Origin of the sequence: Halopenitus persicus, from assembly GCF_900107205.1 — an archaeon.
Lineage (GTDB): Archaea > Halobacteriota > Halobacteria > Halobacteriales > Haloferacaceae > Halopenitus > Halopenitus persicus.
Window position 1 is genome coordinate 598,374 of sequence record NZ_FNPC01000001.1, and the last position, 16,868, is coordinate 615,241.

Consider the following 16,868-nt stretch of genomic DNA (forward strand, 5'->3'; position numbering starts at 1 on the left):
GGTCATCGAGACACAACCCCGAGGTCATCGAGCCACAAACACGGTCTCCGCGTTCGGGCTGTCCGAGGGCGAATCGCGTATGAAAAGTAAATTAACCGCTGACGCTCCAGAGGAACACGAGAGCACCTCACGCCAACCATGACGGATGAATACGACCTAGCCATCATCGGAGGAGGCATCAGCGGGGCGTCGCTACTGTACACGGTAGCGAAGTTCACGGACGTCGAGGACGTCGTGCTGATCGAGAAGGAGCCGGAGATCGCGGCGATCAACTCCCATCACACGAACAACTCCCAGACGCTGCACTTCGGGGACATCGAGACGAACTACACCCTCGAGAAGGCCGAGGAGGTCAAGGAGGGCGCCGAGCTGCTGGCCGGCTACCTCGAGAACCACGACCCCGACCGGGAGATGCACAGCAAGCGCAGCAAGATGGTGCTGGCGGTCGGGGACGAGGAGGTCGAGAAGCTCGAGTCGCGGTACCACGATGAGGGCTTCGGCGACCTGTATCCCAAGCTGCGCTCGATCGGTCGCGAGGAGATCGCGGAGCTCGAGCCGAAGGTCGTCGAGGGCCGCGACCCGAACACGGAACTGCGCGCGCTCCAGACGCCCGACGGCTACGTCGTCGACTACGGCGCGGTCTCGAAGTCGTTCGTCGACCTGGCCGACGAGGAGGACGGCGTCGACGTCTACACCGGCACGACGGTCACCGACATCGACGACGACGGCGAGGGGTTCCGGATCACCACCGACAACGGCATCTTCGAGTCGGACGCCACGGTCGTCGCGGCCGGGTCCCACAGCCTCCAGATCGCCAAGGAGATGGGCTACGGGCAGAACATGTCCCTGCTACCGGTTGCGGGGAGCTTCTTCCTCGCCGACGACCTGCTGAACGGGAAGGTCTACACCCTGCAGATGAAGAAGCTCCCGTTCGCCGCGGTCCACGGCGACGCGGACGTCCACGACGGGGACATCACGCGGTTCGGCCCGACGGCGAAGGTCGTGCCGACCCTCGAGCGGGGCCGCTTCTCGACCGTCGGGGACTTCCTCGACGTCTTCGGCTTCTCGCCCGACTCGTTCCTCAGCTACGCGAACATCCTCGCCGACCGGATCCTGCTGCCGTACGTCCTTCGGAACCTCGTCTACGACGTTCCCGAGGTCGGCAAGCGCGCCTTCCTCCCGAACGTTCGGAAGGTCGTTCCGACCGTCGAACTGTCCGACATCGAGCGAGCGACGGGCTACGGCGGCGTCCGGCCGCAGATCGTCGACACCGAGGCGAAGGACCTCGACATGGGCGAGGCGAAGATCACCGGCGACGACGTCCTGTTCAACATCACGCCCTCGCCGGGCGCCTCGACGTGTCTGAAGAACGCGATGGCGGACGCCGAGCAGGTGCTGGAGTTCCTCGACGACGACCACGAGTTCGACGTCGAGGCGTTCCGCGCGGAGACGATCGGCCAGTTCCCGCGGGCGGACGACGACGGCGACGCCGCCGCAGCGGACGCCGCCGAGCCGCCGGCCGCCGACTGAGGACCGGACCGCACCGGTGAGCGTCCAGCAAGGCTTTATTATCGTCCCCCCGTACCACTCGGCAGACGATGCCCGGCACGTACGTGACCTCGGAAACGAACCTGCCCCCGGACCCGGAGGACGGGGAGATCCGGCTGCAGGTGACCGACCAACACACGAAGGAGATCTTCGACACGCGTGCCCGGGTCAGCCGCGATCCCGACTCGCTCGAGGACCCGGAGCCGCTGACGGTGCTGAAGGGCCCCCACGAGAACGTCGAGGAGCGGTGGTACATCGACGTCATCGAGACCGACGTCGAGGAGCCCGACGTCGACGTCGAGCTGCTCGAGTCGATCATGGACGAGACCGCCGCACGGAACAACGTGATCAACACGCGGTCGCGCGAGGTGAAGGCGATCCTGCTGTACCTCGAGCGGACCGGCGAGTTCGAGTCGGTTTCGGAGGCGAGCCGGCAGCTGATGCTCGATCACCTCGCCGAGGAGTATCCGGAGCTGCTGGAGGCGTACATCGACCGGAAGGTGGAACGGGACCGGGACGGGCTCCGGTCGGCGCTCACGGACGCCGGCGAATGACCCGAGCGGCGCGGCGGTCCGGCGGTGATCGCCGATGACGATCGACAGCCTGCGGGAGTACCTGACCGTCCTCGAGGCACACGACGACCTGTCCCGGATCGACGAGTCGGTCTCCTGGAACCTCGAGGCCAGCGCGATCACGATGCTGGCGAACGAGCGGGACGCGCGGATCCCGCTGTTCGAACGCACCGAGGCCGCCAGGCTCGTCGGGGATCCCTATCGCGGGAGCGGAAGCCGTCCCTGGAACCGGATCGCGCTCGGGCTCGACCTCCCGAGGGACCTCTCGCGGTACGAGTTCTACGAGGCGGTGATCGACCGGCTCCAGAACCCGATCCCCCCGACGTCGGTCGACGCCGCCGACGCGCCGGTCAAGGAGCGAACGGTGACGGGCGCGGACGTCGACCTGCTCCGGTTTCCGTGGCCGTACATCCATGCCGGCGACGGCGGGCGCTACTCGAACCTGCACACGCTCGTCGCCCCCGACCCCGACTCGGAGTGGGTCGACTGGTCGTACCACCGCGCGATGGTTCACGACGGCGAGACCGCCAGCGTGCTGTTGCTTGCGGGCGAGCAGACGCCGAACCTCTATTACTACAAGTACGAACGCCGCGGCGAGCCGATGCCCGTGGCGATCGTGGTGGGCGCCGAGCCGGCCGTCGAGTACACCTCGGTGATGTGGATCCCGACCGACCGGAGCGAGGCCGAGTTCGCCGGCGGGCTCAAGGGCGAGCCGGTCGAGCTCGTCGAGTGCGAGACGACCGACCTGCGCGTGCCGGCGAACGCGGAGCTGGTCATCGAGGGGGAGATCCTCCCCGACGCCAGACGCGACGAGGGGCCGTTCGGCGACTACTTCGGCTATATGCACGGCCCGCGGCGGTCGATGCCCGTCCTGGAGGTGTCCGCGATCACTCACCGCGAGAACCCGATCATCCCCTTCTGCGTCGAGGGATCCGGCGTCGGCTACGCCGAGAACTCCACGAGCTCGATGGAGGCCGGCTGCGTCGGCCCCGACGCGACGCTCGGCCTCCGAACCGCCGGCTTCGACGTGGAGTGCTGCGTCCCCTGGACCTCGACGCCGCGAACGGTCTACGTCATCGCCACCGACCGCAGCGAGCCGGGCTACCTCCACGAGCTCGCGAACTTCATCTTCACCACCTGGGGGATGTTACACGTCGACTTCTTCGTCTTCGTCGACGCCGACGTCGAGCCCACGGACTCCCGGGCGGTCGTCGAGGCGCTGGCGCTGCACGCGGACCCGGACGCGGACTTCCACCAGTTCGGCGTCGAGACGATGCCGAAGGTGCCGCTCAACATCTACCAGACGCCGAGCGAGAAGGGCGACATCCAGACCGGCACCTCGAAGGCGAAGACGGCGAAGACCTACATCGACGCGACGCGGTCCGAGCCGGCGCCGGACCGGCCGCCCGAGCTGGAGCGGCGTGCACGCGAGACGCTTCGGGCGGCCGGCGTCGACGTCAACGTCGAGGACGCGCTGTTGGGCGACCGACCGCCTCGCGACGAGCCGACGGGGGGCTGGCGCCGATGAGCGCGGGAGGGCGGCGCCGATGAGCGCGGGAGGGCGGCACCGATGAGCGGAACCGGACTTCGGTCCCACCTCGATCGGCTGCGCGAGCGCGGGGACCTCGTCGCGATCGACGACCGCGTCCACTGGGACGAGGAGGCGGCCGCGATCGCCGCGATCGCCGCACGGGAAGGCGCCTCCGCGCTCGCGTTCGAGCACACGCCCGGACGCGTCCGGTTCGTCGCCGGCGCGTTCGGCGGCCCCGACCAGCTCGCCGCCCGCGACCGGGAGCCGTGGGACCGGATCGGCGACGCGCTGACGGCCGGCGAGGATCCCGCGACCGTGCCGCCGAGCCACGAGTACGGCGACCTGCTCGAGCTGCTGGCGGGCGAGCGGACCGAGTCGGCGGAGTCGGTCGACGGCGAGCCCGCGGCGACCCCGGATCCGACGCTCGACCTGCACGCCCTCGGGCTGCCGACCCTCTCGGCGAACACGCGCCCGGTCGTCTCGCTGGGGGTGCTCGCGGTCGATCTCGGCCCGGAATCCGGAACGACGTGGGTCCCGGTTCGCGGCGGCGTCCGGGGCAGCTCGCGGCTCCGGCTCGTGGTTCCGCGCGCGTTCCGCGAGCGGCTTACGGCCGCGGCCGAGGAGGACGGGAACAAGGTGGATGGAAGCGAGGAGAGCGGCGCAAAAAGCGGGGGACGTGAACCCGGAACGCCGACGGATCCGCCGGCGGTTAGCCTGCTGCTCGGCGTCTCCGCTCCGGTGTTGGTCGCGGCGCTACAGGGGTGGATCGGCGACCGCGTGCGGACGGACGTTCCCGAGCTCGCCGCCGGGATCGCGCCGACGGCGACCGCCCGCGTCGACGGCCGGCTCGTCCCGCGTGACGCCGAGGTCCGGATCGACGGCCGCCTCCGGATGGCGGCGCCGGGTGGCGGGGAGCTGACGGTCACCGGTTCGACGCCGGATCCGGCGAGCACGACGACCACGACGGACGGTCGGCGTGCGGCCTGGGAGGCGGCCTGCGAGACGGCGACGGTCGTGCTGGATGTCGACCGGATCGCGACCCGGGAGGACCCGATCGTGGCCGTCTCGCCGCTGGGCGCCCCGCTGTCGGACGACACCCAGCTCGTGAGCCTCGTCGAGGCCGCGCGGCTCTACCGGCGCGTGAACGGGTACTGGGGCGTCTCCCCGGTCCGGTGGGTCAGGCTCCCGCCGGAGGGCGGGCTCGGGATGTGTCTGGTCGCCAGCGAGATCCTCTACGCCGGCTTCGAGTGGCAGCTCGCCAACACGCTGTTCTCCTTCTCGCGGCTCTTCGACAAGGTCCTGATCGTCGACGAGAGCTCGGACCCGACCGACCTCGCGAAGGCGCTCGACGACATGTGGGTGAAGGCGCACCCGGCCAACGACTGGGCGTTCAGCGAGCCGCACGCCCCGAGCGCGACCGCCACGCGCTACCGGCGCGACGGCGAGACCGGCTCGCGGCTCCACATCGCCGCCACGTGGGACCCGCGCTGGGACGAGGAGTACATCGCGCCGCGGGTCACCTTCGAGCAGTCCTTCCCGGAGAACGTCCGCCAGTCGGTGGCGGAGCGCTGGGACGAGTTCGACCTCGGCCGGGAGTGACGGTTACGGACGACCGTCGATACCCCGTCCTCACGATCGATCCCCTCGCCCTCACTCGACCTCGCCCTCACTCGGCCTCAGCCTCGGGAACGAACTTCACGCCGTACCGCGGCACGCCCTCCTGTTCGTAGATCCGCCGGACCGTCGCCGTGACGGTATCGCCCACTTCGACGGCGTTCGGGTCGGCGTCGGTCAGCTGGCCGGGTAGGGTGATCTCGTCGTCGCCCGCCCCGAGGTCGACGATCGCGACCCCGTAGGCGCCGTCGCGCTGCTGGTGGCCGGCGAACTCCGGCGGCGCGCCGCCCTGGCCGATGACCGTCACGGCCCGGACGGTCCCGGTCCGGGGCGCCTCGAACTCCTCGAAGGTGACGCGCTCGTGACACTCCCGGCAGGCGCCGGTCGGCGGGAACGTGACGCCGCCACACTCCGGACAGCGACCGGCGACGAGCCGGTAGCGCTGGTCGAGGGAGTTCTGCCAGTTCGGCAGGCTCACGTGGGCGCCCCCGCCCGCGATATCGCCGTCGACGATCGTGCCGCGCTTGCGGAGGTACTCGTCGTAGGTGATCGATTCGCCGCCGTCGAGCTCCTCGACGCCGGCGACAGACAGCGTGCCCCGACAGGCCAACGAGACCGCGGTGCCGCCGCCGAAGAAGGCCGCGACGCTCCGGCGGTCGGCGTCGCCCGACTCGGCACCGTCCGACTCGACGTTCGCGTCGGCGACCGCAGCGAGCAGGCCGATCGGAACCGTCGCGGCGCCCGCATCGCCGATCCGGTCGGCGACCGTTCCGGCCTGAACCGTTCCGGGATCGAACGGGAGGTCGCCGGTGGCCCGGTACGGGATGCTCCCGTCGGGCTGGTGGACCGCCGCGGCGTCGACCGCCGCGAGCGACTCGGCGTCGAGCACGCCGTCCGCATCCAGCGCGAGGGATTCGGTCGCCGCGCTGATCGACTCCCGGATCGCGGTTCGCTGGTAGGTCGTGATGTCGAGAGTGTCGACCGTCTCGGCGCCGCGCTCGCGGTGGCGGATCCCCGGATACTCCTCGACGTGCCAGGCCGGCTCGCCGACCGCGACCGCGGGATCGCTCGACAGCACGAACGCGGCCGCGCCGGCGCCCATCGGGTGGTCGGTCTCGGCCGGATCGCCGGCCGGGCAGTCCGAGACGACGACCAGCGCGGTCCGCGAGGCGGCCGCCTCGAGCCCGCGGGCGAGCGCCTCGCCGCCGGCGGCGGTCGAGCCGCCGACGGTCGCGGTCGCCACGTCGGCCGGCAGCCCGAGCGCGCGAACGAGCCGCGGCGTGAACTCGCCCTCCTCCATCGGGGGCGTCGTCGTCGCGGTCACCACGAGGTCGACGCGGTCGGGATCGACGGCGCCGGGGCTTGCCGTCCCATCGTCGCCGTCGGTCGTCCCGTCGGCCTCGTCGGCCAGCACGCGCTCGGCGGCGGCGACCGCCATCGTCAGCGCGTCCTCGTCGGCGCCGGCGACGGCCTTGCGCTCGACGCCGGGCGCGTGGCTCGTTCCCCACGCCTCGGCGATCGCCTCGCTCGAGAGACGGTACTCGGGCAGCCGGATCGCGGCCGTCTCGATGCCGACCGCGTCGGCGTCCGGCGCGGATCCGCCGTCGGCCGCGATATCGGCCGCGTCGTCGCGGTCGGCGCTCATGCGTCCACCTCCGTGCGCTCGAAGACGTGAACCGTCACGCCGCCGCCGCTGCCGCCGACGTTGTGGGTGAGCCCGTAGGTCGGGTCGTCGACCTGCACGTGTGCCTCCCCGCGGAGCTGGGAGAACGCCTCGACGACCTGGCCGGTACCGGTCGCGCCGATCGGGTGGCCCTTCGATTTGAGGCCGCCGCTGGTGTTCGTCGGCAGCTCGCCGTCGGGATCGACGACGCCCTCACGGAGCAGCCGGCCGGCCTCGCCGCGCTCGCAGAACCCGAGGTCGTCGTACGCCAGCAGCTCGGCGATCGCGAAGCAGTCGTGGACCTCGGCGAAATCGAGGTCGTCGGGCGTGACCCCCGCCTCGGCGTAGGCCTGCTCGCCGGCCTGCACGCTCGCGGGGATGCTCGTGAGCGACTCGCGCTGGAAGAGCCCCACGCGCCCGCTGGCCGCGCCGGCGCCGGCGACCTTGACCGCCGGGCCGTCGAACTCGGCGGCGACCTCCTCGCTGGCCAGCAGGGCCGCGCTGGCGCCGTCGGTGGTCGGACAGCAGTGATAGAGGTTGAGCGGGTCGGCCACGCCGGGCGCCGAGCGCGCGTCCTCCAGCGAGCACTCGAAGCCGAGGTGCGCCTTGGGGTTCTTCGCGCCGTTGCCGTGGTTCTTCACCGCGACCCGCGAGAGGTCGTCGACCGTCGCGTCGTACGCGTCGAGGTAGGCGCTCGCCATCTGGGCGTAGACGCCGGCGAAGGTCGTCCCGCTCGTGCGCTCCCACTCCGTCTCGCCGCTGACGCCGAGCCACCACTTGGTCTGGTCGGCGCTCGTGTCGGTCATCACCTCGTAGCCGCCGGCCAGCGCGACGTCGGCAGTCCCGGCCCGGACGGCCGTCAGCGCCGACCGGAACGAGTAGCCGCTTGCCGCGCAGGCGTTCTCGACGCGGGTCGTCGGAACGCCGTGCAGTCCCAGGTGCTCGGTGACCGCCGGGCTGCTCAGGCCGATCTGTCGACCGCCGACGCCCAGGGTCCCGAGGAACGCCTCGTCGATCCGGTCCGGATCCAGCTCGCCGCCCACGCTCTCGAGCGCGTTCTCGTAGGCCGTCTCGAACAGCGACAGGTAGGTCTCGTCGGGGAACGAGCCGAACGGCGACTGGCCGGCCCCGATGACGTACACATCCCTCATGGTCGCCAGTGGGAGGTCGTCCCACATAAATCGTCCCCTCCGGGCTCGGAAGCGAACGGGAGCGACGGACGAGAACGTGAACGGGAGCGACGGACGAGGACGCGAGCTCGGCGAACCTCGGGGCACTTATTAGGATGTGTGCCGCTATCACGCCTATGAGCCTCATCGAGAGCACGCTCTCCGAGGAGCATCGGGAGTTCCGTGACCGGGCGGACGCCTTCGCCACCGAGGTGGTCGCCCCGCGAGCCGAGGAGATCGAGGAGACCGACGAGTTCCCCCGCGACGTCCTCGCCGAAGCCGGCGACCGCGGGCTGCTCGGCGTCCTGCTGCCCGAGGAATACGGCGGCGAGGGGTCCGACTTCCTCTCGTACTGTCTCGTGGTCGAGCGGATCGCGCAGGCGAGCGGGGCGGTCGCCGAGAGCATCCAGGGCCACACCTTCGCGGCGCTGCCGATCGCCCGCCACGGCACGGACGCCCAGAAGGAGGCGTATCTCGAACCGATGGCCCGCGGCGAGTCGATCGGCGCGATGCTGCTCACCGAGCCCGGCGCGGGCAGCTCCCCGACGGAGCTCGAGACGGTCGCCGAGGAAACCGACGACGGCTACGCGATCACCGGCGAGAAGGCCTTCGGGACGAACGCCGGCGTCGCGGACGTCCACCTTGTCGTCGCGCGCAAGCGCCCGGCACCCGATGAGGGGCACGGCGTGAGCGTCTTCCTCGTCCCGAGCCCCGAGGAGGCGCCGGGATTCACCTTCGACCGCGTGGAGTTCATGGGAATGCGTGGGCACGTCACCGGCGACTCCGCGTTCGATGACGTGGCGGTCCCCGCGGACGCGCTGCTGGGCGAGGTCGGGCAGGGTTTCCGGATCGCGATGGGGACGATCGACATGGCGCGGACCGGCCTCGGCGCGATCGCGACCGGCATCGCGACGGCGGCCTTCGAGGAGGCGATCGAGTACGCCGGCGCCCGCGAACAGGGCGGGAACCCGGTCGGCCAGTACCAGGCCGTGCAGGTGCTCGTCGCCGAGATGGACGCGAAGCTCGACGGGGCGCGCCACCTCGTCTACGATTCGGCCCACGACATCGCCGCCGGCGAGGGCGACACCCGCGCCTCGAGCAAGGCGAAGTACGTCGCCAGCGACGTCGTCGAGTACGTCACCCGCAACGCGATCCAGATCCACGGCGGGAAGGGCTACCGAACGGACTACCCCCTCGAGCGCTACTTCCGCGACGCGAAGATCCTCAGCCTCATCGGCGGAACGACCGAGATCCAGAAGACGACGGTCGCCGAGCACGCGCTCGATTTATAAGTCGACGGCGGACGCTCGGCCGTCGCTCGCCGCAACGGTCGGTCGCTACCGTGACTGATCGACCGCTACCGTGACTGATCGACCGCTGCCGTATCACCCGGCCGGGATCGAGACGAAACCGAAACGGTCGATCCGGACGGAAGCGCTCGATCGAACGAACGGGACGCTATCAGGAGCGTCGTCGTTGAAAAACGGGAGACCCGGTATGAGACCGCGCGTCGAGCCGTGACGTCGCGCGTTCGGTCGTTACTCGCTGCTTCCCGGTTCCTTCTCGCCCTTCTCGACGGCGAGGAAGTCGGGGTCGCGCTTGTCGATGTAGGCGTCGACGCCCTCCTTGGCGATGTCCGAGCCGAGCAGGCGGTTCTGGAGCTCGCGCTCGTGGGCCAGCGCGTCCGACAGCGGCAGCTCGAGCCCCTCGTTGACGGCGAGCTTGTTGTTGCCGACCGCGAGGTTCGGCTTCTGGACGATCTGGTCCGCGAACTCGCGGGCCGCGTCCTCGACCTCCTCCGGCGGGTGGATCTCGTCGAAGATGCCGCGCTCGGTCGCCTCCTCGGGGGTCAGCGTCTCGCCCGTGATCATCATCTTCAGCGCGGTCGAGCGGTCGATGTACCGGGGCAGGAGCTGCGTGCCGGCCTCGCCGGCGATGAGGCCCAGGTGGACCTCCGGCATCCCGACGCTGTAGTCGTCGTCGTCGCCGACGTAGCGGAAGTCACACGCGAGCGCGAGCTCGAGCCCGCCGCCCATACAGTGGCCGTTGACCATCGCGATGAAGATCGTGTCCGTGGTGCGGATCTTCATGATGACCTCCTTGCTGGTCTGGCTCGCGTAGCCGATCTGCTGGCCGGACTTCTCCTGCAGGACGCCGATGTCGAAGCCGGTCGAGAAGATGTCCTCGTTCGCGCTGCCGAACAGCACCACGCGGACGTCGTCGTCGAACCGGATCACTTCGACGGCACGCTGGAGCTCCAGCAGGACGTCGATGTGGTGGGCGTTCGCCGGCGGGCGGTCCAGCCGGAGGTAGCCGACGTGGTCGTCCAGGTTCGTCTCGAAGTACTCGAGGTCGAGCTCGGTGAACGATTGCATGTATCCGTAGGATCGGAACCAGTATATAAATAGCTTCTCATACCGAACGACGCGTATATCGCCGCAGCAGAAGCTCTCGCCGCGCTCTACGTCGATTCCGGGTCGGGCGTTCACGTCGCGTTCCGACGGTCGCGGCCGTGGTGTCCTCGGCCGATCCGACGGCTGCGACCCTCAGCTCGTGTCGGGCCGCTTGCCGTCGTACTTGATCCGCTCGAAGACGGTGTGGCAGCCGTTGCAGTAGTACTGCGACTTCGAGATCTCGCTGCCGAACTGCGACTCCTGCTCCACGTCCGTCGACTCGCAGAACGGACACCGGACCGTCGGCTCGTCGTCGCCGCGGTCGGTCCCGGCGGCGGCGTCGACGTCCGAATCCGGAACGTCAGCGTCCGAATCCGGGACGTCGGGATCCGCATCCCCTTCGTCGGCGTCCGCGCCCTCGACGTCGGGGTCCACGTCCCCGCCGGTTCGGTTCTCGGAGGTCACCGTCATCAATCCATCACGTACAGTTCGTTGCTGTCGCCGCGGATCTGGACGAGGTCCGCTTCGGGGATCGATCCGCCGTTCACGCGGCGGCGCGTCTCGTTCCACGCCTCGAGGTCGGGCGCCGAGCGGTCCACGTTCTCGAGCGAGACCGACGTTCCCTCGAAGAGGTCCTCGAAGTGGCGGAGGTAGGACTCGCGGATCTCGGCGACGGGACGGTCGGTGAAGCCGGCCCCGTACAGCGGGTCCGACTCGGCGTCGTGTTCGGCGGGGCCGATGAACGCCAGCGCCTGCGGCAACGTCTCCTCGAGCGTCGACTGGATGACCTCGGTCTCCTTCTCGGCGAGGCTCTCCAGGCGGGCGTCGTGGTACTCCAGGTGGAAGTACTCGTCCTCGCCCATCTTCGTCACCATCCCGCCGAAGTCCTCGTGGTCGATGGCGTCGAGCAGATACCACGCGGCGCGGTCGGCGGTGGCGATCGTCGCGAGGTACTCGGGCCACTCGCCGTCGATCGAATCGAGGCTGGCGACGTTGTTGACCTCCTCGGGGTCACGGTGTCCGTCGAGCCAGTCCGAGTCGCGTCCCTGGTCCTCGAGGAGCCGGAAGAGCTGGCGGACGTGTCCGACCTCCTCCTGGGCGGCGCTGGCGCCGCCGATGTCGTCCTCCAGCGAGGGACCCGTCAGGGACCACTGCGCGTAGCGGTGTCCCAGGACGAGCTTCGTGTCCGTGATGGCCTGGACGTAGTCCAGGGCGGGGTCGGGCCACTCGCTCATGCCGGCGAGAGCACCTCCTGGTCGACGTCGACCTCGAGAACGTCCTCGCGGCGGACGACCGCCAGGAAGTCCCAGTCCTCCTCGTCGAAGGTGTTGTGCGCGTACAGCTTCGCGAGGCGATCGCTGTCCGCCTGTACGTTTCCGATGTGGAGCGTCTCATCGCCCTGGTTGATCCGGGCGAAGACTTCGTAATGTCGTGTCATCGTTGTGTGTCTCGTTCGTTGGTCACGGTGTCGTTCGGTGTGCGTGTGTTCGTCGCTTGCGTTACAGGCTGATGCCCGATTCGTTCATCTTCCGGCGGACGTCCGCCGTCAGCATCTCCTTCGACCAGACGGGCTCCCAGACGACGTCCACGTCGACCGAGTCCACCCGGTCGTACACGAGCAGGCAGCTCTCGATGTCGTTGTGGATCATGTCGTAGGCGGGACAGCCCATACAGGGGAAGGTCATCTCGACGTCGACGTGGCCGTCCGCGTAGTCGACGTCGTAGATCATCCCCATCTCGACGAGGCTCACCGGGATGTGCGGGTCCGGGATCTCGTCGATGACGTCCCAGACCTCCGCCTCGAAGCCCGTCGCGTTCCGTCGGCGACGCTCGATGAAGTCGCTGGAGGTCGCGGGCGCCGTGGAGTCGTCCGGCGTCGAGTCGTCCGGCGTCGGGGTGCTACAGGACATCTTACACCTGCACTTCGACGGTCTTCGACTGGATCAGGTCGACGTACTTCTCGTTGGCCGGGCCGCGCCCGCGCCAGCGGTCGATGACGTCGTCCCACGAGATCGGCTCGTCGAAGCGCCACTCCTTGTTCTCCTCGTCGAAGGCGACCGGGAACTCGTAATCGAGGACGTACTCGTCGGCCGCCTCGTCGTAGTGGGCCGGAACGTCGAGCTCGAGCTCGTTCATCAGCGGCATCGCACGCTCGAGCCAGTCCTGCCGCAGCTCGTCGTTCGTCTTGCCCTTGATGCGGTACTCGAGCTGCTCGTCGTGCTTCTTCTTGTCGTCCGGCAGGCCGAACCACTCGATCGCCATCGGGAACATCCAGTCGATGGCGTCCTGGAGCTTCGCGCGCGTCTTGTCGCTTTTGTTGGCGAGCCGGCGCATCCAGGTCTCGCCGTGGCGCAGGTGGAACTGTTCCTCCTTGTTCACCTTCGTGAGCGCGCGCTTCCAGGGCGCGTAGGAGGTGTTCTCGTGGACGTCGCTGAGGAGGACGATCCCGGCGCGGTCGAACATCCCGTGCGCGCTGACGAGCTCCGCGAAGTTGTCGATGTGCTGGTCGAACCCGTACGTGTTCCGGAACTCGTGCGGTTCCCGCTCGTAGATGAGGTCGTGACGGTCCTCGCCGAGGTCCTCGAGGAGTCGGTAGGCGATGTGGCCGTGGCCGAGCTCGTCCTGGATGACGCTGATGCAGGACGCGCGGGCGTCCATCGACGGCGCGTTGAGGGACTGCTCGTAGTAGGCGGGGGCACTCATCAGCTCGGTGTCGCCCGAGACGGTGAGGATCTGCTTGAGCGCCTTCTCGTATCCCTCCGTCATCTCCTCGCGCGACTCGATCATCTTGCCGTTCTGTACTTGCTCTTTGAGTTTCGCTTCCGTGGGCATAGCTGACTCGCTGTGAATTCCTTAGCCACCGAGGGTTATAATCCTTTTCTGTATACGAACGGCGTAACTGACCGCCCGAACGCGGCGGTCTCGGACGGGCGAGCCGGCCGTCGCGGAGGGCGACTTTTTTAATCCTCGGCGTCGTTCGGGCTCGTATGACCTACGAGGTTCGACACGCCGAGTCCGGCGATGGCGAGGAACTCCTCGAGCTCTGGCACGGGTTCACCGAACACCTCTCGAAGTACGACGAGCGCTACCGGCACAAGGAAAGCGCCAACGATCGGTGGCTGAAGTACTTCGAGAACCAGCTGCTCAACTCCAAATACGGAACCGTCGTCGTCGCCGAGGACGCGGACTCCGGCGACCTCGTCGGCGTCCTCGAGGCGCGCGTGATGGGGAACCACCCGATCTTCCGCCTGGAGAATCACGGCTACATCAACGGCCACTTCGTCACCGAGGACCATCGCGGCGAGGGGCTCGGCCGGCGAATGGTCGAGACAGCCCACGAGTGGTTCGGCGAGGAACCCCGCGAGGTGGACTTCTACCGCGTCGACGTGATGCACGGCGACGAGGACTCCGCGGAGTTCTACCGCAACCGGGGCTTCGAGCCGGTCGAACACGTCTACGAACGGCGCGTCGACGAGGACGCCTAAGCATGGTCGAGACCCACACCGTCGAGTTCGTCGACCTCGACCGGACGATCGAGGTCGCGGAGAACGAGCCGATCCTGGAGGCCGCCGAGGCCGCCGGCATCGATATGCCCTACCAGTGTCGAATGGGCGTCTGCGGCGTCTGTTCGGCCAAGCTCGCCGGCGACAGCGACCCGAGCGACGTCGACCAGACGGAGGGAATGTTCCTCTCCGACTCCGAGAAGGAGGAGGGGTACGTGTTGACCTGCATCGCGAAGCCGCGTGCCGACCTCAAGCTTGAGACCGACCGCGGCCCCTGAGCGGGCATCGCCGATCGGCGTTGCGCGAACGCGTTCATTCTGACGGCAGTCGTGGACCCTGGTTCGGCGACGACGACGTCGTCGACTACAGGACCGTTGACCACAGCCCCGTCAACTACAGGACCGTCGACCACAGCGCCGTTGCCTCGAACCGCCGACCACCGACGGACGACCGCAGCGGGTGTATACATATATCGTATACACCATCCCGATCGATCGGGATGGTTTCTCGAGTCCCCGTTCGCGTCGCCGGCTTGATCGGCTCCATCCGGACACGACCAATTTTCCTCACAAACCTATGGTTGTAATCCACCGTCCTGGCGTCGTGGAGTAACCGCCGATCCGGCGGCCGTTTCCGTATACACTTTCGTATACGTACCTGTATACGGGCGAGGGTGCCGCCTCGAGACGCGTCTCGTGACGGCGGTTGGGAGACACCGCGACGAAAAACGACGTCGAACCGACGGCGGAGACGGTCGGGTTCGAACGTGGAACGTCGAACGAGGCGCGGCGGTACTTCGAGCGGGAGGCGACGGTACTTCGAGCGGGGTTACTGACGCTCGCGTTCGCGAAGCTCGGTCCGGCGGATCTTGCCCGTCTCGGTCCGCGGGAGGGATTCGACGAACTCGACCGCACGGGGGTACTTGTAGGGCGCGAGCGTGTCCTTGACGTGGTTCTGGATCCGCTCGACGAGCCCGTCGTCGCCCGTGGCGCCCTCGGCGGTGACGACGAACGCCTTCACGATCTCGCCGCGCTCCTCGTGCGGGCTGCCGACGACGGCGACCTCGGCGACCTCCTCGACCTCCTCGACGACGGCCTCGACCTCCGGACCGGGAATGTTGTATCCGCTGGAGACGATGAGGTCGTCGTTGCGGGACTTGTACTCGAAGCGGCCGTCCTCGCGCTGGACGAAGATGTCGCCGGGCAGCGACCAGCCGTCCTCGACGGCGTCCGCCTGCTTTTCGGGACGGTCCCAGTACTCCACGCCGGTCGGGCCGCGAACGGCCAGCAGCCCGGCCTCGCCGCGTTCACACTCCTCGCCCGTGTCCGGGTCGATGATCTTCGCCTCGTAGCCGGGGACCGCGAACCCGGTCGCGCTCGGGTCGATCTCCTCGTCGTGCCGGTGGCTGATGAAGATGTGGAGCATCTCCGTGGTGCCGATCCCGTCGAGGAGCTTGATGCCGTACTCCTCCTTCACGTTCTCGAAGGTGGTCGGCGTGAGCGGCTCGCCGGCGCTGAGCCCGAGCCGGAGCGAGGAGAGGTCGTACTCCTCGGTCGCGTCCGGGTGCTGGGAGAGCATCTGGTTGTAGCCGGTCGGGATCGAACACATCACGGTGATGCCGTGCTCCTCGGTCGCCTCCAGGAGGTCCTCCGGCGAGGCGTCCTCGACGAGGCTCACGCTCGCGCCGAATCGAAGCGGGAACGTGACCAGGTCGCCGTAGCCGTACGCGAACGGCAGCGGCGGGTTCCCGCCGAAGACGTCGTCCTCGGTCGGCTCGATGCAGTAGCGCGCGTACCCGTCGGCCGTCGCGAGGACGTGCCGGTGGGTGTGGATCGCGCCCTTCGGCCGGCCGGTCGTGCCGCTCGTGTACAGCATCAGGGCCAGGTCGTCCCGCTCGGTCGGGTACGCCTCGAGCTCGGGGCTAGCAGCCTCGAGCAGCTCGTCGTAGTCGTGGTGGTCGTGCTCGACGCCGTTGCGCTGGGCGACGACCACGTTCTCGACGGTGTCGAGGTCGGGCAGCGCGTTGTTGACCTCCTCCAGCAGGCCGTCGTAGACGACGACCGTCGACGCCTCGGCGTTGTTGATGATGTACCGCAGCTCCTTCGCGCGCAGCAGCTTCATCGACGGGAGCGCGACCGCCCCGATCTTCTGGACCGCCAGACACGTGACGATCGCCTCGGGACGGTTCGGGAATCGGGCGACGACGCGGTCGCCGGCCTCGACGCCGAGGTCGGCCAGCGCGTTCCCCATCCGGTTGACCCGGTCCTGCAGCTCGGCGTAGGTGATCTCCTCGTCCTCGAAGTGGATCGCCACGGCGTCGCCGTGGCCGTTGCGGACGTGGACGTCGACGAGCTGTTCGGCGGCGTTGATCTCCTGCGGGTAGTGGAGCTCCGGGAGCGGGTGGATGTAATCCGGTCGGTCCGACTCGTCCGGGAGGTACTCCTGTGGTACTGATGGCTGCATCTACCCTATCTCATGATAGTTGGTTGCGTTATACTTGTTGGTTTTTTTCGGCAACCTTTGCCACCCCATCCGGCAACGATTCCTCCCGTCGCGGCGGTAGTGTTTAGTTAGTAGCATTGAGCCATCGAGCGAAGCTCTGCAACCAGTTTTCGGCGGTTTCCGGTTCAACGTGGCTGAAGCAGTTTGAAAACGACGAGGTTCGACGCTTCAGTTCTCGAAAGATCCGTTCGACAGCATTTCGATTTCCGTGGTGATGTATCTGAAATCGGAGCCCAGCTCGGGAAAGCGCGGTTTGGAGGTGTTTCGCGCCGTCAACAAGAAACACGGCGGATTCGACATCGTGTTTTTGACGCAGTTCGCGCAGGAAAATTTCTGTGAGGGCGGTTGTAGCCGTCGCAAATAGCCGGACGTG

General features: G+C 68.4%; 16 protein-coding genes and 1 pseudogene. 7 read left to right on the forward strand and 10 right to left on the reverse strand.

Annotated elements, in window-relative coordinates; translation table 11 throughout:
* Positions 1-138 precede the first annotated feature (138 nt).
* The 4 genes from BLV25_RS02970 (at position 139) to BLV25_RS02985 (ending at position 5,250) form a co-directional block, all read left to right on the forward strand.
* Positions 139-1,530, forward strand: a complete 1,392-nt coding sequence (locus BLV25_RS02970) for an FAD-dependent oxidoreductase (RefSeq protein WP_021074892.1) — start codon at positions 139-141, stop codon at positions 1,528-1,530.
* A 68-nt stretch (positions 1,531-1,598) separates the two neighbouring features.
* Complete coding sequence (locus BLV25_RS02975; RefSeq protein ID WP_092730697.1) at positions 1,599-2,102, forward strand: hypothetical protein; 504 nt, start codon at positions 1,599-1,601, stop codon at positions 2,100-2,102.
* Between the two features lie 34 nt (positions 2,103-2,136).
* Positions 2,137-3,648 (forward strand): UbiD family decarboxylase, encoded by a 1,512-nt coding sequence (locus tag BLV25_RS02980; RefSeq protein WP_092730699.1) that lies wholly within the window; start codon positions 2,137-2,139, stop codon positions 3,646-3,648.
* 42 nt (positions 3,649-3,690) lie between these two features.
* Positions 3,691-5,250, forward strand: coding sequence for a UbiD family decarboxylase (locus BLV25_RS02985; RefSeq protein ID WP_092730701.1), 1,560 nt, complete (start codon positions 3,691-3,693; stop codon positions 5,248-5,250).
* Positions 5,251-5,317: 67 nt separating this feature from the next.
* Here BLV25_RS02985 and BLV25_RS02990 read toward each other — a convergent pair whose 3' ends face one another.
* Both BLV25_RS02990 and BLV25_RS02995 read right to left on the reverse strand, forming a co-directional pair.
* Entirely contained in the window at positions 5,318-6,910 is a 1,593-nt protein-coding gene (locus BLV25_RS02990) for a zinc ribbon domain-containing protein (RefSeq protein ID WP_092730703.1), read from the reverse strand.
* The gene (locus BLV25_RS02995; protein WP_039400799.1) at positions 6,907-8,079 is read right to left on the reverse strand and encodes a thiolase C-terminal domain-containing protein; all 1,173 of its coding nucleotides are present in this window, start codon (positions 8,077-8,079) and stop codon (positions 6,907-6,909) included. Before BLV25_RS02995 ends, BLV25_RS02990 begins: the two co-directional genes overlap by 4 nt.
* Positions 8,080-8,234: 155 nt before the next feature.
* On the opposite strand from BLV25_RS02995, the gene BLV25_RS03000 reads away from it, so the two are divergent.
* Positions 8,235-9,389, forward strand: a complete 1,155-nt coding sequence (locus BLV25_RS03000; protein ID WP_092730705.1) for an acyl-CoA dehydrogenase family protein — start codon at positions 8,235-8,237, stop codon at positions 9,387-9,389.
* Positions 9,390-9,635: 246 nt separating this feature from the next.
* Here the strand turns inward: BLV25_RS03000 and BLV25_RS03005 are convergent, their stop codons facing one another.
* The 6 genes from BLV25_RS03005 to BLV25_RS03030 all read right to left on the reverse strand — a co-directional run bounded on the left by BLV25_RS03005 (position 9,636) and on the right by BLV25_RS03030 (position 13,322).
* Positions 9,636-10,472, reverse strand: coding sequence for an enoyl-CoA hydratase/isomerase family protein (locus tag BLV25_RS03005; protein ID WP_021073342.1), 837 nt, complete (start codon positions 10,470-10,472; stop codon positions 9,636-9,638).
* Positions 10,473-10,643: 171 nt separating this feature from the next.
* Positions 10,644-10,961: a PaaD-like zinc ribbon domain-containing protein gene (locus BLV25_RS03010; protein WP_092730707.1), complete on the reverse strand. Its 318-nt coding sequence runs from the start codon at positions 10,959-10,961 to the stop codon at positions 10,644-10,646.
* A complete protein-coding gene (locus tag BLV25_RS03015) occupies positions 10,961-11,725 on the reverse strand; it encodes a Phenylacetic acid catabolic protein (protein ID WP_021073344.1) in 765 nt (254 codons plus the stop codon). The genes BLV25_RS03010 and BLV25_RS03015 overlap by 1 nt, the downstream gene beginning before the upstream one ends.
* Positions 11,722-11,928 (reverse strand): hypothetical protein, encoded by a 207-nt coding sequence (locus BLV25_RS03020; protein WP_021073345.1) that lies wholly within the window; start codon positions 11,926-11,928, stop codon positions 11,722-11,724. The genes BLV25_RS03015 and BLV25_RS03020 overlap by 4 nt, the downstream gene beginning before the upstream one ends.
* A 61-nt stretch (positions 11,929-11,989) precedes the next feature.
* Positions 11,990-12,400 carry a metal-sulfur cluster assembly factor gene (locus BLV25_RS03025; RefSeq protein ID WP_021073346.1) on the reverse strand — a complete coding sequence of 137 codons (411 nt, stop codon included), beginning with the start codon at positions 12,398-12,400 and terminating at the stop codon, positions 11,990-11,992.
* Position 12,401: 1 nt separating this feature from the next.
* Positions 12,402-13,322, reverse strand: a complete 921-nt coding sequence (locus tag BLV25_RS03030; RefSeq protein ID WP_039400804.1) for a Phenylacetic acid catabolic protein — start codon at positions 13,320-13,322, stop codon at positions 12,402-12,404.
* A gap of 155 nt (positions 13,323-13,477) precedes the next feature.
* Between BLV25_RS03030 and BLV25_RS03035 the strand changes: the two genes are divergently transcribed.
* Together BLV25_RS03035 and BLV25_RS03040 are read left to right on the forward strand one after the other, a co-directional pair.
* Positions 13,478-13,975 (forward strand): GNAT family N-acetyltransferase, encoded by a 498-nt coding sequence (locus tag BLV25_RS03035; RefSeq protein WP_021073348.1) that lies wholly within the window; start codon positions 13,478-13,480, stop codon positions 13,973-13,975.
* A gap of 2 nt (positions 13,976-13,977) precedes the next feature.
* Positions 13,978-14,271: a 2Fe-2S iron-sulfur cluster-binding protein gene (locus tag BLV25_RS03040; protein WP_021073349.1), complete on the forward strand. Its 294-nt coding sequence runs from the start codon at positions 13,978-13,980 to the stop codon at positions 14,269-14,271.
* 550 nt (positions 14,272-14,821) lie between these two features.
* Here BLV25_RS03040 and BLV25_RS03045 read toward each other — a convergent pair.
* Together BLV25_RS03045 and BLV25_RS03050 are read right to left on the reverse strand one after the other, a co-directional pair.
* Positions 14,822-16,456, reverse strand: coding sequence for an acyl-CoA synthetase (locus BLV25_RS03045; protein WP_092730709.1), 1,635 nt, complete (start codon positions 16,454-16,456; stop codon positions 14,822-14,824).
* Between the two features lie 103 nt (positions 16,457-16,559).
* A pseudogene (locus BLV25_RS03050) lies at positions 16,560-16,868 on the reverse strand (IS6 family transposase); the annotation flags it as partial.

Coding starts and splice junctions, on each gene's coding strand:
- BLV25_RS02990 (WP_092730703.1), bottom strand. CDS start 6,910: ATGAGCGCCGACCGCGACGACGCGGCCGATATCGCGGCCGACGGCGGA.
- BLV25_RS03040 (WP_021073349.1), top strand. CDS start 13,978: ATGGTCGAGACCCACACCGTCGAGTTCGTCGACCTCGACCGGACGATC.
- BLV25_RS03000 (WP_092730705.1), top strand. CDS start 8,235: ATGAGCCTCATCGAGAGCACGCTCTCCGAGGAGCATCGGGAGTTCCGT.
- BLV25_RS02995 (WP_039400799.1), bottom strand. CDS start 8,079: ATGAGGGATGTGTACGTCATCGGGGCCGGCCAGTCGCCGTTCGGCTCG.
- BLV25_RS03020 (WP_021073345.1), bottom strand. CDS start 11,928: ATGACACGACATTACGAAGTCTTCGCCCGGATCAACCAGGGCGATGAG.
- BLV25_RS03030 (WP_039400804.1), bottom strand. CDS start 13,322: ATGCCCACGGAAGCGAAACTCAAAGAGCAAGTACAGAACGGCAAGATG.
- BLV25_RS02985 (WP_092730701.1), top strand. CDS start 3,691: ATGAGCGGAACCGGACTTCGGTCCCACCTCGATCGGCTGCGCGAGCGC.
- BLV25_RS03005 (WP_021073342.1), bottom strand. CDS start 10,472: ATGCAATCGTTCACCGAGCTCGACCTCGAGTACTTCGAGACGAACCTG.
- BLV25_RS02975 (WP_092730697.1), top strand. CDS start 1,599: ATGCCCGGCACGTACGTGACCTCGGAAACGAACCTGCCCCCGGACCCG.
- BLV25_RS03010 (WP_092730707.1), bottom strand. CDS start 10,961: ATGACGGTGACCTCCGAGAACCGAACCGGCGGGGACGTGGACCCCGAC.
- BLV25_RS03035 (WP_021073348.1), top strand. CDS start 13,478: ATGACCTACGAGGTTCGACACGCCGAGTCCGGCGATGGCGAGGAACTC.
- BLV25_RS02970 (WP_021074892.1), top strand. CDS start 139: ATGACGGATGAATACGACCTAGCCATCATCGGAGGAGGCATCAGCGGG.
- BLV25_RS03045 (WP_092730709.1), bottom strand. CDS start 16,456: ATGCAGCCATCAGTACCACAGGAGTACCTCCCGGACGAGTCGGACCGA.
- BLV25_RS02980 (WP_092730699.1), top strand. CDS start 2,137: ATGACGATCGACAGCCTGCGGGAGTACCTGACCGTCCTCGAGGCACAC.
- BLV25_RS03025 (WP_021073346.1), bottom strand. CDS start 12,400: ATGTCCTGTAGCACCCCGACGCCGGACGACTCGACGCCGGACGACTCC.
- BLV25_RS03015 (WP_021073344.1), bottom strand. CDS start 11,725: ATGAGCGAGTGGCCCGACCCCGCCCTGGACTACGTCCAGGCCATCACG.